Here is a 24569-nt window from a genome sequence, read left to right on the forward strand (position 1 = left end):
GCGGCGTGTACGCACTGGATCGCGCCCGCCCCATGGCCTCGACGACCTGGTCGAACGGCACATCCGCGTGGGAGAGCGCGGCCAGATCCCGGTCTCGTGCCTGCCGGAGCAGATCCGCGAAACTCACCCTCGGATCCACCTCGGTGCGCAGGACGACCGTGTTGACGAACATGCCGATCAGATCGTCGAGTTCGCGCGCACCCCGTCCTGCGACCGGAGCGCCGATCGCGATATCGGTAGTCCCGCAGAGTTTGGCGAGCAGCACCGCGAGCGCGCTGTGGATCAGGGTGAACAGCGTCGTGCCGTATTCCCTGGCGAGCGCGTCGAGCCGAGCGGTCAGATCCGCGCCGACCTGGAAATCCACTATGCCGCCGCGCATATCACGCCGCGCGGGCCGCGACCGATCGGTCGGCAGCGGCAGCACTTCGGGCAGACCCGCCAATTCCTTTATCCAATAACCGAGTTGACGCACCATCAGGCTGCCGGAATCGGACTGTTCGCCCAGCAGCTCGCGCTGCCACTCACTGTAATCCGAGTACTGCACCTCGAGAGGTGCGAATGCGGGGGATTCACCCCGGGCACGATCGAGATAGGCGCGAATCAGATCGCGCGTCATCGGCGCCACCGAATAGCCGTCGGCGGCGATATGGTGCAGCACGACCACCAGAACCCACTGCGATGCACCGGTTTCGAACAGCGTCGCGCGTACCGGGGGCGCGGCGGTGACATCGAAACCGGTGGCGACGAATTCGCGGACGCGCGAGGTGAGCGCATCCGGCGACACCGGAACGGGGGTGAGGTCGACGCGTACGGCGCTCGCGGGCAGTACCTGCTGCACCGGCCCCTGTTCGGTATCCGGGTACCTGGTGCGCAATGTCTCGTGCCGCTCGACCACGTCGGCGATCGCCGCGGCCAAGACCGCCGGGTCCAGCGCGCCGGTCAGCTGGATGGCCGCGGGAATGTTGTACGCGGCCGACTCCGGCGCGAGCCGGTTGACCACCCACATCCGCTGCTGGGCCGGCGCGAGCGGGGCCGGACCGGCGGCGGCGCGGCGCACCAGCGCTGGTCCCGCCTCGCCCGCGCCGAGTTCGGCGATCCTCGCGACGAGAGCCGTCACCGTGGGCGATTCGAAAACCGCCGCCACCGGCACCCTGACGCCGAGCGCCGCACCGAGTCGCGCCACCACCTTGGTCGCGAGCAGCGAATTGCCGCCGAGTGCGAAGAAATCGTCGTCCAACCCGACCGCGCTCGCACCGATGACCTCGGCGAAGATCTGCGCGACCGCTCGCTCCGATTCGGTGCTCGGCGCACGGAAGACGGCCTCGGTGAAAACCGGTTCGGGCAGCCGCGCCCGGTCCACCTTGCCATTGGCGTTGAGCGGAAGCTCCGCCAGCACGACGACCGCGGCGGGCACCATGTACGCGGGCAGATCGGCCGCGATCGCCACGCGCAGGTCGGCGGCGAGTTCCGGGCGGGCGTGCGACTGCGCCACCGCCGCGTACGCGATCAGGCGGGTACCCGCCCGCTCGTCCCGGTGTGCCACCGCGACGGCGGCGTGTACCCCCGGCTGTCGCCGCAGCGCCGTCTCGACCTCGCCGAGTTCGATGCGGAATCCACCGATCTGCACCTGGAAATCGGCGCGCTCGAGGTACTCCAGCGTGCCGTCCGGGCGCCAGCGCACGATATCCCCGGTCCGGTACATGCGGGAGGCGTCGCAGGCGTACGGGTTCGCGACGAACCGGTCCGCCGTCAGCGCGGACCTGCCCTGGTACCCGCGGGCCAACTGCCGTCCCGCCAGATACAGCTCGCCCGCGACCCCGACGGGCACCGGCCGCAACCTGCTGTCCAGCACGTAGACGCGGCTGTTCCAGGCGGGCGCGCCGATCGGCACCACATGTCCCGGCTCATCGGCGACCTCGAACGCGGTGATGGACACTGCGGCTTCGGTGGGTCCGTAGAGATTCCACAGCCGCGTTCCGCCGTCCGCCGCGCGCAGGAAGTCGGCGGCGGTGGCGGGCGGCAGGGCTTCGCCGATCGCGAGCACATGCCGCAGCGTCGCGGGCAGCGGTTGCTCCGGGGCCGCCGCCAGCAGCAGACCGATCAGCGAGGGCACCGCGTGCAGAACCGTCACGCCGTAGCGGTCGAGCAGCGCGCGCAGCCGGTCGGGTTCGCGTTCGACGCCGGGCGCGGTCACGATCAACCGCCCGCCTGTCGTCAGCGGCGACCAGAATTCCCAGACCGACAGATCGAAGGTCGCCGGGGTTTTGAGCAGCACGCGCTCGTGCTCGTCGAGCGCGAAAACATCACGCAGCCATGTCAATTGGTTGACGATCGCGGCGTGTGAGATGGTCACGCCCTTGGGGAGACCGGTCGAGCCCGAGGTGAAGATGACATAGGCCGGATGGTCGGGGAGCAGCGGGCGGATCCGGTCCGCGTCGCAGATCGGGTCGGCGGCGTAGCTCGCGAGATCGAGCCGGTCCATCTCGAGCACCGGCACGGCGGCCTCGACCGCCCCGGCGTCCGCGGCGGTCGTGAGCACACAGACCGGGTCCGCGGTCTGGATGACGTAGGCGATCCGGTCGGCGGGATGGTCGAGATCGATCGGCACGTACGCGCCACCGGCACGCACCACCGCGTACATCGCGACGACCAATTCGATCGAACGACGCACGGCCAGTACGACCGTGGTCTCCGGACCGACTCCTTCGGCGATGAGTCTGCGCGCGAGCCGATTGATCGCGGCGTCGAATTCGCGGTAGCCGATGGTCCGTTCGGTGTGCGCGTCGACGAGCGCGACGGACTCGGGGGTCCGTGCGGCCTGGACGGCGGAGAGATCGGCCAGCGTGGTGGCGACCACCCGGTGCGTGGTCCTGTTCCAGCCGCTCAGCAGGCGTTCCCTGCCGGTCTCCCCCAGTAGGTCGAGATCGCCGACCGCCGTCATCGGCCGCCGCGCCGCCGCGTCGAGCACCCGGCGCAACTGATCGGCGATGCGGTGCGCGGTCGCGGGCTCGAACAGATCGGTGGCGTAGCCGAGGGTCAGTTCGATACCGGCGGGCGCGCCGTCGGCGTCGTACTGGTCGACCGCGAACAGGTGCAGGTCGAATTGCGCGACCCCGCTGTCGAATTCGATCGGGTGAACGTCGAGTCCCGGCAGTCGCAGGGTGGCGCGCTCGTGATTCTGGAACGAGTAGCCGACCTGGAACAGCGGATGCCGCGCCGTCGACCGTTCCGGGTTGAGCACCTCGACCAGGCGCTCGAACGGCACGTCGGCGTGAGAGAAGGCCGCGACATCGGCCGCGCGCACCCGCCCGAGCAGCTCATCGAAGCTTTCCCCGCCCTCGACGCGGGTCCGCAGCACCAGGGTGTTGACGAACATGCCGATGACGTCGTCGAGTTCGGCCTCGCCGCGACCAGCGACGGGTGTGCCGACGGCGATATCGGCCGCACCGGACAGACGCGCGAGCAATGCCGCGAACGCCGCCTGGACCACCATGAACAGTGTCGCCCCGCGCGCTCGCCCGACCGCGATGAGCTCCGCGTGCAGATCGGCGTCGACAGTCCAGTCGACCTTGGCCCCGCGCAGGCTCTGGCGCGCCGGACGCGGATGGTCGGTCGGCAAGGTCAGTTGATCCGGCAGTCCGGCCAGCGCGTCGGACCAGTACCCGATCTGCTCGGCCGCGAGAGATTCCGGATCGTCCTCCGAGCCGAGCAGCTCCCGTTGCCACAGTGCGTAATCCGCGTACTGCACCGCTCGCGGCTTCCACGAGGGCGCGCGGTCGTCGAGCCGGTCACCGTAGGCGAGCATGAGATCTCGGACGAACGGGGTGAGGGAGGAGCCGTCCGCGGCGATATGGTGCAGGACCGCGGCGAGGACGTATTCGGTGCTTTCGGCTCCTCCGACCCGCCACAGCCGCAGGCGAATCGGCACCTCCGCCGTGACGTCGAACGCGGTGTCGGCGAGTTCCCTGATCCGGGCGGGCAGTTGCGCCTCGGTCACCTCGATCGGGTACAGCGCCGGAACCGCCTGTGCGACAGGGATGATCAGCTGTGTCGGGGCGCCGTCGACCTCGGGGTAGGTGGTCCGCAGCGATTCGTGTCGTGCGATCACATCGCCGAGCGCGGCTTGCAGCGCGGCCACCCGCACCGTGCCCGACAACCGCAGTGCAAGCGGGATGTTGTAGGCGGTCGAGGCGCTGTCGAAGCGATTGAGGAACCACATGCGCTGCTGCGCGGGCGAGAGCGGGATTCGGCTCGGCCGTGCCCGCGCCGCCAGCGCGGGCCTGGTACGACCCGATGCCGCGACCGCGGTCACCGCGGCCGCCAGATCGGCGACGCGCGGGGTGTCGAACAGCGCGCGCACGCCGACCGAGCGGGCCAGCGCCGCCCCGATGCGGGCGACGGCCTTGGCGGCGAGCAGCGAACTGCCGCCGAGTGCGAAGAAATCGTCGTCCGCGCCGACCTGCCGGTCCCGCGTCGCGAGCCCGAGCACCTCCGCGAAGACACCGGCGACGATCTCCTCCGCGAGGGTGGCGGGTTTGCGGTAGACGGCGCCATCGAACAGCGGGGCGGGCAGTGCGGCGCGATCGAGTTTCCCGTTGACGGTCAACGGAATGCGGTCGACCTCCACGATGGCGGCGGGCACCATATGCTCGGGAAGCCGGTCAGCGGCAAGCTGCCGCAACGCGGCGGTATCGATTTGCCGCAACGCGGCGGTATCGATTTGCGCGGGGGCGCGGTCGATCCGCGCCGCGACGACGTAGGCGATCAGGCGCGCTTCGTCGGCGAGATCGGTGCGCACGATCACCACGGCTTCGCTGATATCGGGCGCGCCCGATTCGAGCAGCATCGCCTCGATCTCACCCGGCTCGATGCGGAATCCGCGCAGGTTCACCTGCTGATCGGCGCGCCCGAGATATTCCAGGTCGCCATCGGCGGTCCAGCGCGCGAGGTCACCGGACCGGTAGGCGGGCGAACCGTCACTCGAGTACGGGTCGGCGACGAATCTGGCGGCGGTCAGCCCGGGGCGGCCCAGGTAGCCGCGCGCGAGTTGTCCGCCGGAGACATAGATCTCACCGGGTACGCCGACCGGCGCGGGGCGCAGCCTGGCGTCGAGCACCCGCACGATCAGTCCCGGAATCGGACGGCCGATGATGCCCGCCGTCGCGCCGCCCGGTTCGATCGGGCGGTAGGACACATGCACCGTGGTCTCGGTGATGCCGTACATATTCACCAGCCGCGGCGCGTGCGGGTACCGGGCGAACCAGCCGTCCAGACGCTGCGGTTCCAGCGCCTCGCCGCCGAATATCACGTAACGCAAAGCGAATTCGGCGGGTTCGAGCGCCGCGTCGGCGGCGATCAACTGATAGAAGGCCGACGGCGTCTGGTTGAGCACCGTCACCCGCTCGCGGACGAGCAACTCACGGAACTGCTCGGGCGATCGCGACGTGAAGTAGTCGACGACCACGAGCAGGCCGCCGTTCAGCAGCGCGCCCCACACCTCCCAGACCGAGAAGTCGAAAGCGTAGGAGTGGAACATCGTCCACACATCCGACGGCCCGAAATCGAAATCCGCCGCCGTATTGTCCAGCAGCGCCAGCATATTGCGATGCGGCACCACCACGCCTTTGGGTTGTCCCGTCGACCCGGAGGTGTAGATGACGTAGGCGGCATGCGCCGGGAGCAGCGGCGCGCGCCGGTCGGCGTCGGTCAGCGGGGAGGGGTCGATATCGGCGAGATTCGCCGCGTCGACGTCGAGGACCTGGCCGTCGAACCAATCGCGCGCGAGTCCGGTCGCGACGCTGCCGATCGCGCAGATCGGCCTGGCGTCGTCGAGGATGTACCCGATCCGGTCCGCCGGGTAGTTCGGGTCGACAGGCAGGTAACCGCCACCGGCCTTGAGGACCGCGAGCAGGGCGACGATCAGTTCCACCGAGCGCGCGAGCGCCACCGCCACCAGTGTTTCCGGTCCGACCCCGGCGGCGACGAGCCTGCGGGCCAGCCGGTTCGACCACGTGTCGAGTTCGGCGTAGGTCAGCGCGGAGCCGCCGCAGCGCACGGCCACCGCCGCCGGATCGATGGCGAGCGCCGACGCGAAGCGATCCGCGACGGTTCCGGTCGAGATCGCCGTACCCGCCCCGACACGCGACCATTCGTAGAGGGCGCGCTGCTGCTCCTCGGCGCTGAGTACCTGGATATCGCCGACGACGACCGTGGCGTCGGCGGCTATCGCCGCGAGCACCTGGGTGAATCGGCGCGCGAGTACCGCGACCGTGCCCGCGTCGAAGAGATCTGTCGCGTAGACGATCTCGATGTCCATACCGTCGGCGCGGCCGTCCGCGTCATCGGATTCGACGACGGTCAGTTGCAGATCGAATTTCGCCACGGTGGTGTCGAATTCGACCGGGGCGACGGTGAGACCCGCGGTTTCCAGTGCGGGCAACGCGAAATTCTGCCAGCTGAGCGCCACCTGGAACAGCGGATGCCGGTTCTGCGCCCGCGCGGGCGCGATCAGGTCGACGATCTGTTCGAACGGGAGATCGGCGTGCGAGAGTGCGTCCAGATCCGCGCCGCGCACCGCGTCGAGAACGGTTTCGAACCGGGCCCTCGGGTCGATGTCGGTGCGAAGGACCAGGGTGTTGACGAACATGCCGACCAACCGGTCGAGTTCGGCTTCTCCCCGGCCCGCGACCGGGGTGCCGATCGCGATGTCGGTGCCGCCGGAGAGCCTGGCCAGCAGCACGGCGAGTGCGGCGTGCACGGTGCTGAACAGCGTGGTCTCGCGCTTGCGCGCCAATTCACGCAGTTCACCGTGCAGATCGGAATCGATGCGGAACCGGTGGGCCGCGCCGCGGAAACTGGACACCGAGGGACGCGGGCGATCGGTGGGCAGGTCCAGCTGTTCGGGAAGTCCGTCGAGGGTGCGACGCCAGAATTCCCGCTGGCGGTGCGCGAGGGAACCGGGATCGTCTGCGGCGCCGAGGATCTCGTTGTGCCACAGCGTGTAGTCGACGTACTGCACCGGCAGCGGCGCGAACTCGGGGTCGGCGCCGGATCGGCGAGCCGCGTACGCCGACATGAGATCCGACGCCAGCGGGCCGAGCGAGAAACCGTCGGCGCAGATGTGGTGCAGGACCAGGACGAGGATGTGTTCGGCCGGGCCGAGCGCGAACAGGTCGGCGCGCAGCGGCAGATCCGCGGTGAGGTCGAAAGTTCTCGCCATGCACCGACGCAGCCGTTCGGCCAGTTCGGATTCGGCGACCGGCTCGGGACGCAGCGGTACGACGGCCTGCTCCGCGGCCACGATCACCTGCTCCGCGCCGTCCGCACCCGCCGGATAGCGGGTACGCAACGATTCGTGGCGCGCGATCACATCGGCCAGCGCCGCGCTCAATGCCGCCGGGTCCAGCTGTCCGGTCAGGCGCAGGGCGACGGGAATGTTGTCGACCGCGTCACCCGGCCCCTCCGGCGCGTCCGCGAGGAAACGGTTGAGGAACCAGACGCGCTGCTGTGCGGGCGCGAGCGGAATCCGATCCGGTCGTGCTCGCGCGCTCAGGGCGATCCGCGCGCCGTCGCCGCGCAGCAGGTCGGCGCGTTCGGCCAGCGCTGCCACGGTGGAGGCGTCGAACAGTGTCCGCACGGGCAACCGCGCGTCGACAGCGGCGCCGATCCGCGCGACGACGCGAGTGGCGGACAGCGAATTCCCGCCGAGCGCGAAGAAATCGTCATCGAGGCCGATCCGGCGCACATCGGGGTCGACACCGAGGATTTCGGCGAAAACCCGTGCGACGACCCGCTGCGTCGCGGTCACCGGAGCCCGGAAGGCCACCGGTTCGAAATCCGGTGCGGGCAGCGCCTTTCGATCCAGTTTGCCGGAGGCGTTGACCGGGAATTCCGGTAGCACAACGTAGGCCGCAGGCACCATGTAGGCGGGCAGTCGGCGCGTCAGCGCGGCCCGCACCGCCTCCACGTCGACGCCGGAACTGTCCGGGACGAGATAGCCGACGAGGCGGGTGGCCTCGTGCACGATCACGGCGGCCTGGGCGACGGCATCGATGGCGGTGAGCGCGGCCTCGATTTCGCCCAGTTCGATGCGCAGACCACGCAATTTCACCTGGAAATCGGTGCGGCCCAGATATTCCAGTTCGCCGCCGCGGTTCCACGCGGCCAGATCACCGGTGCGGTACATGCGCGAACCCGGCGCGCCGAAGGGATTCGCCACGAAGCGGTCACCCGTCAGATCCGGACGGCCCACATAGCCGCGCGCCAGCTGGGCGCCCGCGAGATACAGCTCACCGGGTACCCCGGACGGGACCGGCCGCAACCGGGCGTCGAGGACGTAGACCTGGGTATTGGCGACCGGCGCGCCGATCGGCACCGTCTGGGTGTCGGCATCGGTCACCTCGTGGTGGGTGACGTCGACGGCCGCCTCGGTCGGCCCGTACAGATTGAATACCCGCGCGCCGGTCGCCCGCCGCAGCCGGTGCGCGGGATCGGGCGGCAGCGCCTCACCCGAGGAGAAGACCAGACGCAGCTCGCCGCATGCGGCGACGGCTGATTCGGCGACGAACACCGACAGCATCGACGGCACGAAATGCGCCACCGTGACCCGTTCGCGCCGGATCACCTCGGCCAGATAGCGAGGATCGCGGTGGCCGTCGGGTTTCGCCACCACCAGGCGCGCACCGCATTGCAGCGGCCAGAAGAATTCCCACACCGACACGTCGAAGGTGGCTGGCGTCTTCTGCAATACCGCGTCCCCGGGAGTGAGCCGGTAGCTGTCCTGCATCCAGACCAGCCGGTTGACGATCGCGGCGTGCGTGACCACGACGCCCTTCGGGCGACCGGTCGACCCGGAGGTGAACAGCACGTAGGCGGCATGGCCCGCGCGCAGCGCGCCGTGCCGATCCGCGTCGGACAGGGGGGTGTCCGGATAGTCGGCGGTATCGAAACCGTCCACGTCCAGTACCGCCCACGACCGGCCGCCGACCGGCAGTGCCACGTCGTCCTCGGTACGGCTCAGCACGCAGACCGGCAGTGCCGCGCACAGCACGTCCTCGATGCGCTCGGCCGGATGTTCCGGGTCCACCGGAACATAGGCCCCGCCCGCCGTCAGCACCGCGTACACGGCGACGACGAGATCGGTCGAGCGGCGCATGGCGATGGCGACCGTGCGTTCGGGTCCGACGCCGATCGATATCAACAGCCGCGCCAGCCGATTCACCCGGCTCGCGAATTCGGCATAGGTCAGCGACACGGCGTCACCGGTGAGCGCGACCGCGTCGGGGGTGCGCATCCGCCGCGCCTCGAACAGCGATACCAGCGTCGCGCCGGGCTCGATCGGGCGGGAGGTGGCATTCCAGGTCTCGAGCAGCTGCGTCCGTTCCACCGCGGACATGATGTCGATCGTCTCGATCGGCATCCGAGGATCGGCGGCCACCGCGTCGAGCACCCGCCGCAACCTGGTCGCGAAGGAGGCGATGGTGTCCGGGTCGAACAGATCGGTCGAATATTCGAAGACCCCGGCGAGCCCGGAGCCGTCGGCGGCTTCGCGCAGGGTCAGCTGCAGATCGAATTTCGCCGTAGCGCTGTCGATCTCCAGTTCCGAGACGCCGAGTCCGGCCAGTTCCAGCGCGGTCCGCGCGGTGTTCTGGAAATCGAGCATCACCTGGAACAGCGGGTGACGCGCCTCGGATCGCTGCGGATCGAGCGCGTCGACCAGGCGCTCGAACGGGACGTCGGCATGACCGAACGCGCGCAGATCGCCGTCGCGCACCGTCGCGAGCAGATCGGCGAAGCCGATATCGGGTCGCACCCCGGTGCGCAGGACCAGGGTGTTGACGAACATCCCGACCAGCTCGTCGAGCGCCCGGTCACCGCGCCCAGCGATAGGCGTTCCGATCGAAATATCCTGTTGCCCGGACAATTTCGACAGCAACACGGCGAAGGCGGCGTGGCACGCCATGAACAGCGAGGCATTGGCCCCCGCCGCGATCGAGCGCAACCGACGATAGGTCCGCGCGTCGATATCGAAGCTGTGCCGCGCGCCCCGGCCGGAGGCGACGGGCGGACGTGGCCGGTCCGATGGCAGTGTGAGCACCTCGGGCAGATCGGCGAGTTCGGTCGACCAGAAGCGGAGCTGAGCGGCGATGGGCGAGCTCGGATCGTCTTCCGCGCCGAGCGTATCGCGCTGCCACAGCGCGAAATCCGCGTACTGCACCGGCAGCGGCGACCAGTCGGGACTCGTGCCCGCGTGGCGTGCGGCGTAGGCGCGCATGAGATCTCGGGTCAGCGGGGCGATGGACCACCCGTCCGCGGCGATGTGATGCATCGAGACGACGAGCACATGGTCGGCGGACCCGACGCGCAGCAGCGCGAGACGGACCGGCGGTTCCCTGTCCACCGCGAACGGGGCGGCGGCCACCGCCGCGATCCGCTCCGTCACCTGCCGCTCCGTGACAGGCTCGGCCGTGAGATCGATCGCGACCGCGTCGGGGGAAAGCACTTCCTGGCGCGCGATCCCCTCCACCGAGGGATATCTCGTGCGCAACGCCTCGTGCCTGGCGATGAGGTCGGCGACCGCCTCGTTCAGCGCCGCATGGTCGAGTTCGCCGCGCAACCGCATGGCGGCGGTGAGATTATTCGCGACGGAGTCACCGTCGAACTGGTTCAGGAACCACATCCGCTGCTGCGCATAGGAAAGCGGCACGATATCCGGCCTGGTCGCGGGCACCAGCGGACGACGGACCCGCGCCAGGTCCCGGCTCGGCAGGTGTGCGGCCAACCCGCCGACCGTCGAACGCTCGAACAGCATCCGCACCGGCACCTCGGCGCCGATCGCCGCCGCGAGCCGCGCCGCGATCTGGGTGGCGACCAGCGAGTTTCCACCGAGAGCGAAGAAATCGTCATCGAGGCCGACCCGGTCCAGGCCGAGCACCTCGGCGAATTCGGCCGCGACGAGCCGCTCGTATTCGGTGGCGGGGGCACGGTAGGCCACCGCGGTCAGCACCGGCTCCGGCAGTGCCGCGCGATCGAGCTTGCCCGAACTCGTCAGCGGCATCGCGGCCATCCGGACGAACGCGGTGGGCACCATATAGGAGGGCAGCACCTCACGCAGCCGCTCGCCGAGCACCGCGCTCACTCGCGCGTCGTCCAGGTCGGTGACCACGTACGCGACGAGCAGTTCACCGGCGGCGCCGCTGTGGACCCGCACCGCGGCGGACGCCACGGCGGGGTCGGCGAGCAACGCGGCCTCGATTTCCCCGAGTTCGATGCGCTGGCCGCGCAATTTCACCTGGAAGTCGCCGCGCCCCAGGTACTCCAGCGCACCGGAGCGGTTGCGGCGCACCAGATCACCTGTCCGGTACATCCGGTCCCCGGCCGGGCCGTACGGGTTGGCGACGAACCGTTGCGCCGTCAGCGCGGACCTGCCGTGGTAGCCCCGCGCCACCTGCACACCGGACAGGTACAGCTCACCGACCACCGATTCGGGAACAGGGCGCAGCCGCTGGTCCAGGATCAGGGTCGTGCTGTCGAATACCGGCCGTCCGATCGGGACAGGGCCGGTGGTCCGCGCGTCGACGGGGGCATGGGTAGCGTGCACGGTGAATTCCGTCGGACCGTACAGATTGTGCAGGTCGGCGGAGCATATCGCCGCGAAAGCCGCGGCTGCCTCACCGGTCATCGCCTCGCCAGCGACGAAAACCGTCCGCAGCGACGCGAGCGCGACCGGCGGGGCGACAGCGGCGAACACCGTGAGCATGGAGGGCACGAAGGATGTCATCGTCACCCGGTGCGTCGCGATCGTCGACGCGAGGTAGCCGGTGTCACGGTGCCCGTCGTGTTCGGCGACCACCAGCCGCGCGCCCCTGGTGAGCGGGGCGAACAGTTCCCAGACCGACACGTCGAAGGTCGCCGGAGTCTTGAACAGCACCACATCGGCGGGGCCGACGGCGTATTCGTCGGTGATCCAGCGGATCTGGTTCGCCACCGAGAGATGTTGCACCGCTACACCTTTGGGACGGCCGGTGGAACCGGAGGTGAAGAGGAGGTAAGCCGTATCGGCGGCCCGCAACGGACGGATCCGCTCGGCGTCGACGACCTCCCGCGCGTCCCCCGTGGGGTCGACCTCGTCGACGAGGAGCACCGGAATCGACGGATCGACCGGGCCCCACCCGTCCGCGGAACGGGTCAGCACGCAGACCGGGTCCGCCTCGGCGACGACGTGGGCCAGGCGCGCGACCGGCTGGTCCGGATCGACCGGCACATAGGCCCCGCCCGCGGTGAGTACCGCGTAGACGGCGGTGACGAATTCCGCCGAACGGCGCATCCCGAGCACGACCCGGGTTTCCGGGCCGACGCCCGTGCCGATCAGCACCCGCGCCAGGCGGTTGACCTCGGCCGCGAATTCCGCGTATGTCCGGACGCGGTCACCGTCGACGAGGGCCACCGCGTCCGGGGTGCGGCGCACCTGGGCCGCGAACGCGTCGAGAACGGTATCCCCCGCTGGAGTGACGGGCCCGCCGCGCACACCCAGTTCGACCGCCCGCGTGCGCTCCGCCGCGTCGAGCAACGGCAGGTCGCCGATCACCGCGTCGATATCGGCGATGAGCGCGCCGAGTAGCCGCAACAGCCACCGCGACAGATCGGCGATCGTTTCCTCATCGAAAAGGTCAGTGGCATAACCGAATTCAGCGGGAACCGGCTCGGAGTCGGTGAATCCTCCCGCGACGGTGAGCTGGAGATCGAATTTGGTCACCCCGGTATCGATGACCTCGGTGGACACCGCGAGACCGGGCAGTTCGAATTCCACCGCCGCCGCGTTGTCGAAGGCCAGCATGACCTGGAACAGCGGATGCCTGGCCTGTGAGCGCAGCGGATTGACGGCCTCGACCAACTGCTCGAACGGCAGGTCGGCGTGACCGTAGGCCGCCAGGTCGGTATCGCGCACCCGCTCGAGCAGCGCGGAGAAGGGTTCGGCCGCATCGACGGCGGTCCGCAGCACCAGGGTGTTGACGAACATGCCGATGAGTTCGTCCAACGCCCGCTCGCCGCGCCCGGCGACCGGAGTGCCGATGACGATATCGGCGACGCCGGTGACCCGCGACAGCAGCGCGGCCATCGCGCCGTGCAACACCATGAACGCCGAGACACCACGCGACCGTGCGATATCGGCGACGCCGACGACCACGTGGCCCGGTATAACGAAGCGGTGGACCGCACCGCGCCCCGACGCGGTCGCGGGACGCGCGCGGTCCGCGGGCAGATCCAACTGTTCCGGCGCGCCCGCCAATGTCTCGGTCCAGTACGCCAGTTGCCGCGACAGCGTCGCCGTCGCGTCGGCGGGTGAGCCGAGCACTTCGCGCTGCCACAGGCTGTAATCCGCGTACTGCACCGGCAGCGGCGTCCAGTCGGGCGCCGCCCCGCCGCATCGAGACATATAGGCGCGCATGACATCGCGCGCCAGCACCCGCAACGAGAGGCCGTCGGCGGCGATGTGGTGCAGGACCAGCGCCAGCGCGACGCCGCCGTCGTCCACGGTGAAAACGCGCACCCGGAAGGGGATCTCGCGTTCCAGATCGAATCCCGTGGTGGCGAAGTCGAACAATTCGCGCTCGAGCGCGCCTGCCGCGATCGGCTCCGGCTCGTCGGCCAGCACCACCTCGGGCACGATCTGCTGGGCGGCGACCCCGTCGGGATGGCCGAGCGGAAGCGCGGGGAACAGCGTGCGCAGCACCTCGTGACGTTCGACCACGTCACCGATGGCCGACCGCAGCGCGGCCAGGTCGACCTCGCCGCGCATCCGCACGACGAAAGGCATGTTGTATCCCGCGCCCGCACGCTCGAACCGGTTCAGGAACCAGATCCGCTGCTGCGCGGGAGACAGGGGGACCAGCGGCGGCCTCGGTCGCGCCCGCAGCGGCACGATCGCAGCGGCGCCCGTTCCGCCCGCCCGCTCGATCAGTTCGGCGAGTTCGGACACCGTGGTGGCGGTGAACACGTCGCGAACGCCGAGATCGCATCCGAGTTCCGCACTCAGTCGCGCGGCGACCTGGGTGGCGACCAGGCTGTTTCCCCCGAGGGCGAAGAAATCGTCTGCCCTGCCGACGCGTTCGCGTCCGAGCACGTCACCGAATACCAGGGCGACCGCTCGCTCCACCGGCGTGACCGGGGCCAGGTACGCGTTCGCGCCCCGGTCCGGCGCGGGCAGCGCGGCCCGGTCGAGTTTGCCGGAGGCATTGACCGGCAGCGCGTCGAGCACCACGTAGGCGGCGGGCACCATATAGCCGGGCAGGGCGCGGGCGGCGGCGGCGCGCAGATGCGCGGCCGATAACGTCCCCGGCTCGGACTCCACCGCATAGGCCACCAGTTGCTCGCCGACGCCCGCGTCGTCACGGACGACGACCACCGCGCGCACCACCGAATCCACGGCCCCGAGTACCGATTCGATCTCGCCGAGTTCGATCCGCAGACCACGCACTTTGACCTGGAAATCGGTGCGGCCCAGATATTCCAGTTCACCGTTGGCGGTCCAGCGCACCAGATCGCCGGTGCGATACATCCGCGCGCCGACCGGCGACGGCCCGTCCGGTCCGCCGAAGGGATCGGCGACGAAACGCGCGGCGGTCAACTCCGGTCGCGCGACATAACCCCGGGCGAGCTGTACCCCCGACAGATACAGCTCACCCGGAGCCCCGACCGGCGCGGGCCGCAGCCGCGAATCGAGCACATAGAGCCTGGTATTGAATACCGGCGCGCCGATCGGCACCGAGACGGTATCGGTGTCGGTCACTTCGTGGAACGTGACGTCGACCGCGGCCTCGGTGGGTCCATACAGGTTGTGCAGCCGCGCACCCGTCATCACCCGCAGACGCTGCGCCAGCGTCGCGGGCAACGCCTCACCGGAGGCGAAGACCGAACGCAACGAAGTGCTGCGCGCGATGTCCTGGTGCGCCAGGAACACTTCCAGCATCGAGGGTACGAAATGTGCGATGGTCACGCCGTATTCGGCGATCACCGCACGCAGGTACGCCGGATCGCGATGTCCGTCCGGTTCGGCGAGTACCAGGGTGGCGCCGATCTGCAACGGCCAGAAGAACTCCCACACCGACACGTCGAAGGTGGCCGGCGTCTTCTGCAACACCACGTCGTCGGTGCGCAGCCCGTAGGTCTGTTGCATCCACACCAGCCGATTCACGATGGCCTCGTGGGTGATCGAAACACCCTTCGGCAATCCAGTGGAACCCGAGGTGAAGATGACGTAGGCGGGGTGGGCGGGCCGCAGCGCCGCGGTGCGCTCACGGTCCCAGATCGGGGCGTCCGAATAACCCGATAGGTCGAGCCGGTCCAGATCCACCAGCCCAGACCCGGGAACCTCCGGTGCGTCCGCGGTTCCGGCGCTCAGCACGCAGACCGGGCGGGCGGTGGCGAGGATATGCGCGGTGCGCTCGGCCGGATGGTCCGGATCCAGCGGCAGATAAGCGCCTCCGGCCGCGAGAATCGCGTACATCGCGACGACCAGATCGGTGGAGCGCCGAATATGCAACGCCACCACCGTCTCCGGACCGACACCAGCGGCGATCAGATAGCGCGCGAGCCGATGGACACGGCCCGCGAGCGCGCGGTAGGTCAGGCTCTGCTCGGGTGCGCCCGCCGCGTGCAGCGCGGGCGCGTCGGGCGTGCGGGCGACCTGGTCCTCGAATACCGATACCAAGGTCGCGGGGGCGGTATTGCCTGGTCGCAGCGCCTCGGCTACGTCGAAGTCGGTGGCATTCCAGATCCGGGTGCTGACCTCGACTTCCAGCTCGGTGGCGACCGCGACCGCGGCGACCGAGGCGTCGAGCTCGGTGTCGGCGAGGCGTTGCAGGTAGCGCACGAACCGTGCGTGGTGGCGAGCGAGGTCGTCGGAGTCGTAGAGATTCGGATTGGCCTCGAAATCCACGTGCACGCGGTCACGTTCGCCGTAGTAGACGTTGAGACTCAGATCCTCCACCGGACCGGTGGACAGCACGTGATAGCGACCGACCGTGGTCCCGAGCGCGAGATCGCTGCGGAACAGCATGATATTGGCGATCGGCCCGAACAGCGCGCGCCGCGCGGGCCTGCCGTCGTGTTCGGCATCGCGCCGGATGTCCTCGTGTCGGTAGCGCTGGTGGCGCAGCGCCCCCGCCACTTCGACCCGGGTCGCGCGCAACAGCTCACCCCAGCTCACGCCATCGCCGACGGCCACGCGCAACGGCACGATATTGGACAGCATGCCCGCCGAACGCCGCATCACCGCGGTGGTGCGCGCGGTGACGGGCAGACTCAGCACCACGTCGTCGCGATCGGTTATCCGGCCGAGATAGCTGGCGAAGGCGGCGAGCAGTACCACCGCGATCGTCGAATCCTGGCTGGCGGCAAGGGTGTTCAGCCGGTCGACGAGTTGCTGCGGCAGCGCCCTACCCGCTATCAGATTATTCGCCGAGCGCGGTGCGGCGCGGCCGTCCAGACTGGTCGGGGCGTCGAGTCCGGCCACCCGCTCGGCCCAGTGCGCGCGGTCGGTATCGAATCGGCCGCTGTCGCGGTAGGCGAGTTCGCCCTCGACCAACGCGCGCATCGTGCCGGGGCGCACCGGCTGGAGTTCGGCGCCGAGTACCCGGGCGGTGTAGCGCTCGGCGACCCGCATCGTGTTGGTGAGCGCGCCGAAACCGTCGAGCACGATGTGGTGCGCCCGCAGATACCAGAAATACCGCTGGTCGGCGACTCGCAGCACCGCGCCCGCGAAGAGCCGGTCGCGCAGCAGATCGACGGGAGCGCCCGCGTCCGCGCGCATCCATTCGTGCGCCGACGCCACCGGGTCGGCGTGCGCGCGGAAATCCACCAGGGGGATCTCGATCGTCAGGGCCGGATCGACGCACTGGTTCGGGGCTCCATCGGCAGCGCCGAGCCGGACCAGGGTGGACTCGTAGTCCAGTGCCGCCTCGCGCGAAACCTCCGCGAGGACGGCGACATCCAGTTCGCCCCGCACGTCGACGTACTGCGCGATATTGATCGGCACGTCGGGATCGAGAAGTTGTGCGTACCACAGGCCCAGTTGCGCGGGCGCGAGCGGAAACGGGATCGGCTCGGGTGTCGAGGTATCGGCGGACGCCTCCGTCCGCGCGCTGAACCCACCCAACTCCGTACCGTGCACCAGAGCCTCCTCGTTTGGTGAAACAACTTCTGGCCGAACGTTTTCGGACAGCACAAATAGAGCCACCGGCCCGGTTCGAGTGATCCGGACGCGGGGCGCGTGAGTGCCACCGGTGAGGATTCGGCGAATGCGCGGGACGTAGGTACGCCACCGACGCGGGGATCCGACTGATTATGTGAAACGAGTTCGGTGACCCTCGTGGTCACCGCCGTGGCGAACACCGTGCCGCCGACGGGGTTGTGCCTAGCCCGTGATCGTTCCTCCAACTTCGCTGCCGTGACGCCGGTCCTGCGTCTCGGCTGTGTTCCCTACATCACACGGAAGTGCCGCCGTGCATTGCGAACACTAGGCCGAAATGTAATAAAAAGGAACCAATTCCGTTAAAAACTTCTGGACGCTTGTTCAGATTGGCGCGAAGGCTCGAAACCCGAGGCAGGGCTGTGCTCACGATCACCGAAGTGCCGATTATGTGAGCTGTCACACGTCCGGATGTGCAGACTATGAGCCGGAACGTTGCATCCGCGTTGCATCCGCGCCCATGCGCCGGTCGAGAACCCGAATCTTGGCCTCGATCTGGGCATATAGCGGGGAGTCCCGGTCGACGGTCGCCCGGTAGGCGGCCCATGCCGTGGCGTCGTCGCGCCCCTCCGCACCCGCCGTCCAGCGACGCAACACCCCGGAATCGCCGGAACTGAGCACCGCGGTGCGCAACCGCACTCTGAGCTCGTCTCTGATGTCGACGATGCCGGGAGCGGTCGATCGGGGAAGCACCGGACCGGTGTAGAGCCGTAATGCGTAATCGACATCACCGGAATCGAGAGCGACGCGCAGCGCGTCGATATCGGTTGCGACATGCACCCGCAGACGGTAGGGGCGCGAACCGACGACGGTCGACCCGATCACCGCGCGCAACCGCGACATCGCGGCCCGAATCGTGCCATTGTCCAGATCCGTATCGTCGAGCAGCAGCGCCAGGTGATCCGCGCCCAACCCCTCCGGATGTTCGGCGAGCAGCAACAGGATCTCGGCATGCCGCTGCGACAACGGAACCCGATCACCGGCGATGGTCAGCTGCGGCTGACCGAGACCGAGCACATCCAGGCCGAACCTGCCCGACTCCGCCACGTCGGGTTCGCGCTGACCGCCGCGCGCCGAACCGTGCTGATTCGCGCGCATCGCCGACAGCAGCAGATCCATTTCGGCGGCGGTCGCCGCCGCCTTCACCAGCGCGAGGATTTCCGGCTTCGCCACCCGCACCCCGCCCGCGATCATCAGTACGCCGACCAGCCTGCCGTCCGGATCGTGCACCGGCGCCGCGGCCCCGGTGATCTGGTGCATGCGATGAAGGAAATGCTCCGGCCCGTGGATCCAGGTGGCCCGCCCGGTGCGGACGACAAGGCCGACAGCATTGGTCCCGACGCGGCGTTCGCTCAGATCGTCACCGGCGCGCAGGCCGATTTCGGCGGCGGCGGTGACCTGGTCGGCGCTGCCGTGAATGGACAGCACACGACCGAATTGATCCGCGACGGCGACGATGAGACCCGTTCTGGCCGTATCCTGCACAAGCAATTTGTCGATGAGCGGCATCAGCGCGGCCACCGGATGCGCGTCACGATACCGCTGCAGGTCAGCGCCGCGCAGGCCACGCTCGCTCAGGACGTCCATGGGGTCGACGCCGCCCCGGACACTGCGCAGCCAGGATTCGAGCACAAGCGGGCGCAGCAAACCGGCAAGCTGCGACAGTTCTTCACCACCCGCGCTGAGATATCCGTGTGCTTGCGCGGCATAGGCCTCGAGGGCGCCGAGTTGTGTGCCCGGTTCCACCGATACTCGATTGCCGCTTCGCCGTGGGGGCCGCCCACCTGCTAAATTGCTGACCATTTGCCTTTCTTCCTGCCCCAGACTGTACCGGCGCGTATTCCTGGGCAAGGGCGGTTACTGCTGTTTGTCCGCCAGGTCACATCCCGCGCATACCCCCGGAGAATGTGACCCATTCGTCTTTCACATCACGAGGAGAAGTAGCCCACAGCGTGTTCGGCGATCATCATGACCGTGGCCTGCGGTCCCCGGCTCAACGGAACCGGAACCACCGATAGGTCGACGACCGATACTCCGGTCACCCCGCGCACCCGGCACATCGGGTCGACAACGGCACGCTCGTCGGTGTCGACGCCCATCCGGCAGGTGCCGGACAAATGTTGCGAGGTACCGAGATTCGCGCGCAGCCAGGCCGCGTCGGCTCCCCCCGGCGGCACGGGTGCGATCCGCGCGCCGGGAACGCGGGCGAGCACGTCGCCCGCGACATCGACGGCCGCGCGCAGCGCGATCCGGTCGTATTCGGCCGACAGATACCGGTGCTCGAGAATCGGCGTGCTGCCCGGATCGGCGTCGCGCAGTCGTAGCACACCGGAGGAATGCGGACGCATCATCGCGACTCCGAGCCGATGACTGTCCGGATCGGGCGTGAACGCCACCGCATAGGGCCGAATCTCGATATCGTCCAGCGTCAACACGTATTCGAGCGGCACGCGCGCGCGGGCAGGCGAACCGACACCGAGCCGATATTCGAGACCGATTTCGGGATGGTCGCTGAACCAGGCCCCGACGGGAGCTTCGGACACGACGGGAATGCCCAATGCACGCAGGTGTGCTGGCGGACCTATGCCGGAGCGCAGCAGCAGCGCGGCCGATTCCACCGCGCCCGCGCACACCACGACGCGATCGGCCTCGATCGTGCCGTAGTCCTCGCCGGCCGCGTAGTCGACGCCGATCGCGCGAGTGCCGTGGAAACGGATGCGGGTCACCATGATTCCGCCGGATACGGTCAGATTGGGCCGCGACAGCGCGGGTAGCAGGAAGGCTGTCGCGGTACCGACGCGCAAACCATCCTCGACATTGCAGGGGACCGGTCCGAACCCGGTCGAGGGCACCGCGTCGGGCAGGGCATTCAAGTCGGGAATTTCGGTGAAACCCGCCGCGGCGGCAGCCGCCATGAATTCGACACCTTGGGGTGCGGGATCGACGACGCGGCGCACCGGAATCGGACCGGCCGCGCCGTGGCCGGGAGCGGAACCGAAATCATGATCGCGCTCGATTTGCCGGTAGGCGGGTAATACGGTGTCCAACGACCATTCCGTGCCACCGTGGAGTTCATCGGACCACGCCGCGAAGTCCGTGGCTACGGCCCTGACGAAATAGCCGCCGTTGATCGCGCCGGAACCCCCGAGCACCCGGCCGCGCACCAGTTCGGCCACGTTATCGGGATCGCCGCCGCCCGCCGCCAGCAACGCCGGATAGCGCCACACCCAGGGCGATTCGGGACCGATCGGCATGAGGTCGGCGCGCCGCACCTCCGGCGGTGTCGAGGCCGCGCTCGACCACACCGGCCCCGCCTCCACGAGTCGCACGACATGGCGGGGATCGGCGCTCAGCCGCGCCGCGAGCAGGCAGCCCGCGGTGCCGGCACCGACGATCAACGTATCGACCACGAACACCATCATCCGGTCCGGCGACGCGGTGGTCTCAGCGACGCGGGGCCGTCGGCTTCAGCGCCTCGAGGCTGCGGGCGCGGAAAGCGCCGAGCCACAGCCCGCTGCCGTAGGCGATATCGTCCATGCGTTTGTAGGCCAGGTACCGGAGCGGATCGAGCCCGCCCGCGTCCCGGTGGGTGAACCAGTCGGCCAATCCGTCGGCCACCGCCATGGTGACCGCGATGCGCCGGATACGGCGCGATGCCACCATGGCCACCAGGGTCACCGGCCAGTAATGCCTGCACATCGCCGAGGCCAGCCGCCACAGGCCAGCGAAGAATCCGCGCGAGAGATAGATCGCGGCGATTCTGGTCGGGTTGTCCAATTCGGTGAAAACCCGCCGCAATCGAATCAGGGCGGTCGCGAGGGTGAGGAGTCCGCCGATCAGTCCCCACTTCGACAGCGTGGCGAACAGGAAGGTCGCGAGCACCGTCCAGGACGGCACCGACAGCGGCGAAACCATGCTGGGGTCGTGCCGCTCACCCAGCGGCGCGGCTCCGGTGCCGTAGAACAGCTTTCGGCCGAACCAGGCGCGGAAGGAGATCCTGTGGTCGTGGGCCACGTGGGCGGCGGGCTCGTAGCGCAGCCGCCAGCCCGCCTGCTCCAGCCGCCAGCACAGGTCGACATCCTCGGCCACCTGCATGGATTCGTCGAAACCGCCCTCGGTCAGCAGTGCGCGCCTGCGCACGAGCAGAGCCGCGCTCGGCACGTAGGAGACCACGCCACGCGAATGCACCGCGGCTTCGCGCCTGCCCAGATCCAGGGAGGAGCGGGTGTGCTCGTATCTGGCCAGCGCGTTGGATTCGGGATCGAGCGCGACGATGCGCGGCGCGACCAGCGCGACCTCCGGATCGCTGAAATGGCCGAGCATCACCTCCAGCCAACCGCTGCGCGGCACCACATCGGAATCGAGGAAGGCGACGAATTCGGTTGTCGCGGCCCGCAGCCCCGCGTTGCGCGCGGCGGCTGGCCCCTGTTTGTGGTCCTGCCGCAGCACCGTCACCCGGCAGCGGGTGCCGCGGTTGTTCGGAATCTGCACCGGCTGATCCGAGCCGTCGTCGACGACGATCACGTTGTGACCGCGCAGGACCGCGAGCAACCGGGCGAGACCGTCCGCGTTGTTGTGCAGCGGCACGATCACGGTCACGTCGTCCGGGGAGGGCAGCAGCCTGGGGCGTGGATTGCCGACCCCGGAGTCGAGCAGCCGTCTGGCAACAACGGCGGACTTCGGGCCGGTGACCTCGAGATAGCCGTCACCGATCATCTCGGCGGCCTCCGGGGCAAGACGCAGCAACCGGGCGGGTGAGCCGCCGATCAGGATGCGTCCTCCGGAGTATGCGCGCACCCGAGGATCGATCCGCACCCCGAATCCGTCGGGCAGGCGATCATGGCGCATTCCTGGCATGCTAGGCGGACTTTCGCGCGCAGGCATCATCGGTACGGAAAAAAGGACGGAATTCCGCGTGAATCTGTTCGCGGGAGTTCCCAGCGGCGAGGAAGATCCGTTTGCGACAGGGTTGCCGACACTCGGATTCCCTCATCCGGCAACGCGAAGGCAATCATCGAATCAGCCCGCGACGGCGGTACCTTTTCGAATTTCCAGCGCATCCCCGGCAATCCGGATCGACGGCAATCGAATCGACGCCGGTCACGGCCACACGAATACCGCACGCCGGGCACAGCACCGTCCGACCGCGGGACCACCCCCGCGTCGGGCCGGACGGTCCGCGCCGCCGCGGGCGCAGAACCCGCGGGCGCCGATCTCGTGCGCGGCGCGCCGACGATCATCGCATCCGCGCGGGATCGCGCCAAAAGCCCGGATCCACGGTGCGACGCGACGATACGGACGACGCGGGCCCGAAGAACCGAACGCGCCCGCGTCGCCGGTACGGCGAATCGAGAGCCGGCCGACCACCCGGGGAACGAGCCGGCGGAGAAGTCGTCGACCAGCAGCCGGACCGGCCCGAGGTGGCGCACTCTAGAATTCCCGAGGTAAGCAGCTGGACAAGTTCGTGCCGGGCGCCGACGCGCCCGCGGCGGTAGAGGTGGCATGGGAGTCGGACGAATGCAGGCGAGCGGGGGCGGCAGCACACTGTCGGAGTCCGAGATCGTCGAGGCCGCGTTGCGCGTGGTGCGCGAGGACGGTGTGGAGAAACTATCCATGCGGCGACTCTCCCGCGAACTGGGCGTCTCCCCGATGGCCCCCTACTACTACGTCGCCGACAAGCGGGAGCTGCTCGATCTCGTCGCCACCGCGGCGCTGACGGGGGTACGCACCCCACCTCCGGAATCCGGATCGTGGCAGCGGCGGCTGCGCGAGCTCATCGATCAGATCGATGAGAAATTGCGCAAACATCCCGGACTCGGTGACGTCCTGATCGAGCAGATGCTCGGCAAACAGCTGGACCTGATCACCGCTGTGATGGAGATCCTGTTCGAGGCGGGTTTCACCGATCGCAACGTGCTCGCCGCCTACGCGACCATCCACACGTATCTGTTCGGCCGCAGCAGGGTCAATCCACGCGACAGCGCGGCGCTGTCGGACGTCGCGTTGCCCGAGGTGGTGGCGCGGGCCGCGAAATACCTGCCCGACCTGCGCGGTAAGTACGCCTATGACTTCGGCATGGAGGTTCTGATCGCCGGTCTGGAAGCTCAGCTTGTCCATCGGCCGGACCCCGACGTACGATGAAACTGAAACACGTTCTAGTTTTGTCGCGACGTTCGAGAGGACGAGAGTGAACGAGCGCAGCCAGCGAGCATCGGAGGCGGTGTTCGGCACCGAGCCGAGCCACCGCGAGGTCCTGTCGTGAGCACCGTCGAGGTGCCGCACGGCTCGCGATCGGTCGTGCTGCGGGTCGCCGCGGTCATCGCCGAGACGGCCGACGCCTGTTCACTGGTTTTCGACGTGCCAGAGGAATCGCGAGAGAAGTTCGCGTACAAGCCGGGACAGTTCCTGACCCTGCGGATCCCCAGCGACCTCACCGGCTCGGTGGCTCGCTGCTATTCGCTGGCCAGCTCGCCGCATACCGACGACAAGCCGAAGGTCACCGTCAAGCGGACGGCGGGCGGCTATGGCTCGAACTGGGTGTGCGACAACGTCAAAGCGGGCGACAGCATCGAAGTGCTTCCGCCGTCGGGCGTCTTCACCCCGAAGGATCTCGACCAGGATCTGCTGCTTTTCGGCGCGGGCAGCGGTATCACCCCGGTGATGTCCATCCTCAAATCGGCGCTGGCGCGCGGCGACGGCCGAATCGTGTTGGTATACGCCAACCGAGATCCGGACGGCGTCATCTTCGCGGGCGAGTTGAGCGAACTCGCCGCCAAACATCCCCAGCGACTCGTCGTCGTGCACTGGCTGGAAAACCTCCAGGGACTACCGACCACCGACGGGCTCGCGACCCTGGTCGCGCCCTACCGCGAGTACCACGCCTTCATGTGCGGTCCGAAACCCTTCATGGACCGGGTGCACGACGCGTTGGCGCAACTGGACGTGCCGCGCTCGCGCACCCACGCCGAGGTGTTCAATTCGCTGGCAGGCGACCCGTTCGCGGATCAGGCGCCCATCGAGGTCAGCGACGCCGACGCCGCCGACGCCGCCACCGTCGAGGTGGAACTCGACGGCGAGGTGCACGAACTGAGCTGGCCGCGGACCCAGACGCTGGTGGACATCATGCTGTCCAAAGGTCTCGACGTGCCGTACTCCTGCCAGGAAGGCGAATGCGGCTCCTGTGCCTGCACGGTGCTGGAGGGCGAGGTGGAGATGGCCAATTCGGAGATCCTCGATCCCGAGGACATCGCGAACGGCTACATCCTCGGCTGCCAGGCGCGCCCGGTCACCGATCACCTCAAGATCCAGTTCTGAACCCGGC

At 68.8% G+C, this 24569-nt stretch carries 6 protein-coding genes (1 of these 6 running past the window's edge); 2 read left to right on the top strand and 4 right to left on the bottom strand.

Features of this window, described 5'->3' with window-relative positions; genetic code table 11:
- The 4 genes from ABZS43_RS22590 to mftF form a co-directional block, all read right to left on the bottom strand.
- Nucleotides 1–17170, bottom strand: partial view of a non-ribosomal peptide synthase/polyketide synthase gene (locus ABZS43_RS22590; protein WP_355037914.1) — the 5' portion only. Its footprint begins 656 nt before the window's first position; 17170 of the gene's 17826 nt are visible here — the first part of the coding sequence; its start codon is at nucleotides 17168–17170; its stop codon lies beyond the left edge, outside the window.
- 498 nt (nucleotides 17171–17668) lie between these two features.
- Entirely contained in the window at nucleotides 17669–18994 is a 1326-nt protein-coding gene (locus ABZS43_RS22595; RefSeq protein WP_355037915.1) for a GAF domain-containing protein, read from the bottom strand.
- A gap of 182 nt (nucleotides 18995–19176) precedes the next feature.
- A complete protein-coding gene (gene mftG / locus ABZS43_RS22600; protein WP_355037916.1) occupies nucleotides 19177–20667 on the bottom strand; it encodes a mycofactocin system GMC family oxidoreductase MftG in 1491 nt (496 codons plus the stop codon).
- Between the two features lie 25 nt (nucleotides 20668–20692).
- Complete coding sequence (gene mftF, locus ABZS43_RS22605) at nucleotides 20693–22096, bottom strand: mycofactocin biosynthesis glycosyltransferase MftF (RefSeq protein WP_355037917.1); 1404 nt, start codon at nucleotides 22094–22096, stop codon at nucleotides 20693–20695.
- 654 nt (nucleotides 22097–22750) lie between these two features.
- On the opposite strand from mftF, the gene mftR2 reads away from it, so the two are divergent.
- A complete protein-coding gene (mftR2, locus tag ABZS43_RS22610) occupies nucleotides 22751–23389 on the top strand; it encodes a mycofactocin system transcriptional regulator MftR2 (RefSeq protein WP_355037918.1) in 639 nt (212 codons plus the stop codon).
- Between the two features lie 117 nt (nucleotides 23390–23506).
- Nucleotides 23507–24562 carry a ferredoxin--NADP reductase gene (locus ABZS43_RS22615; protein ID WP_355037919.1) on the top strand — a complete coding sequence of 352 codons (1056 nt, stop codon included), beginning with the start codon at nucleotides 23507–23509 and terminating at the stop codon, nucleotides 24560–24562.
- The last annotated feature ends 7 nt before the right edge of the window (nucleotides 24563–24569 follow it).

The organism is Nocardia sp. NPDC005366 (assembly GCF_040606855.1).
In the GTDB taxonomy this organism is placed as follows: Bacteria; Actinomycetota; Actinomycetes; order Mycobacteriales; family Mycobacteriaceae; genus Nocardia.

Coding starts and splice junctions, on each gene's coding strand:
- mftR2 (WP_355037918.1), top strand. CDS start 22,751: ATGGGAGTCGGACGAATGCAGGCGAGCGGGGGCGGCAGCACACTGTCG.
- mftG (WP_355037916.1), bottom strand. CDS start 20,667: ATGGTGTTCGTGGTCGATACGTTGATCGTCGGTGCCGGCACCGCGGGC.
- mftF (WP_355037917.1), bottom strand. CDS start 22,096: ATGCGCCATGATCGCCTGCCCGACGGATTCGGGGTGCGGATCGATCCT.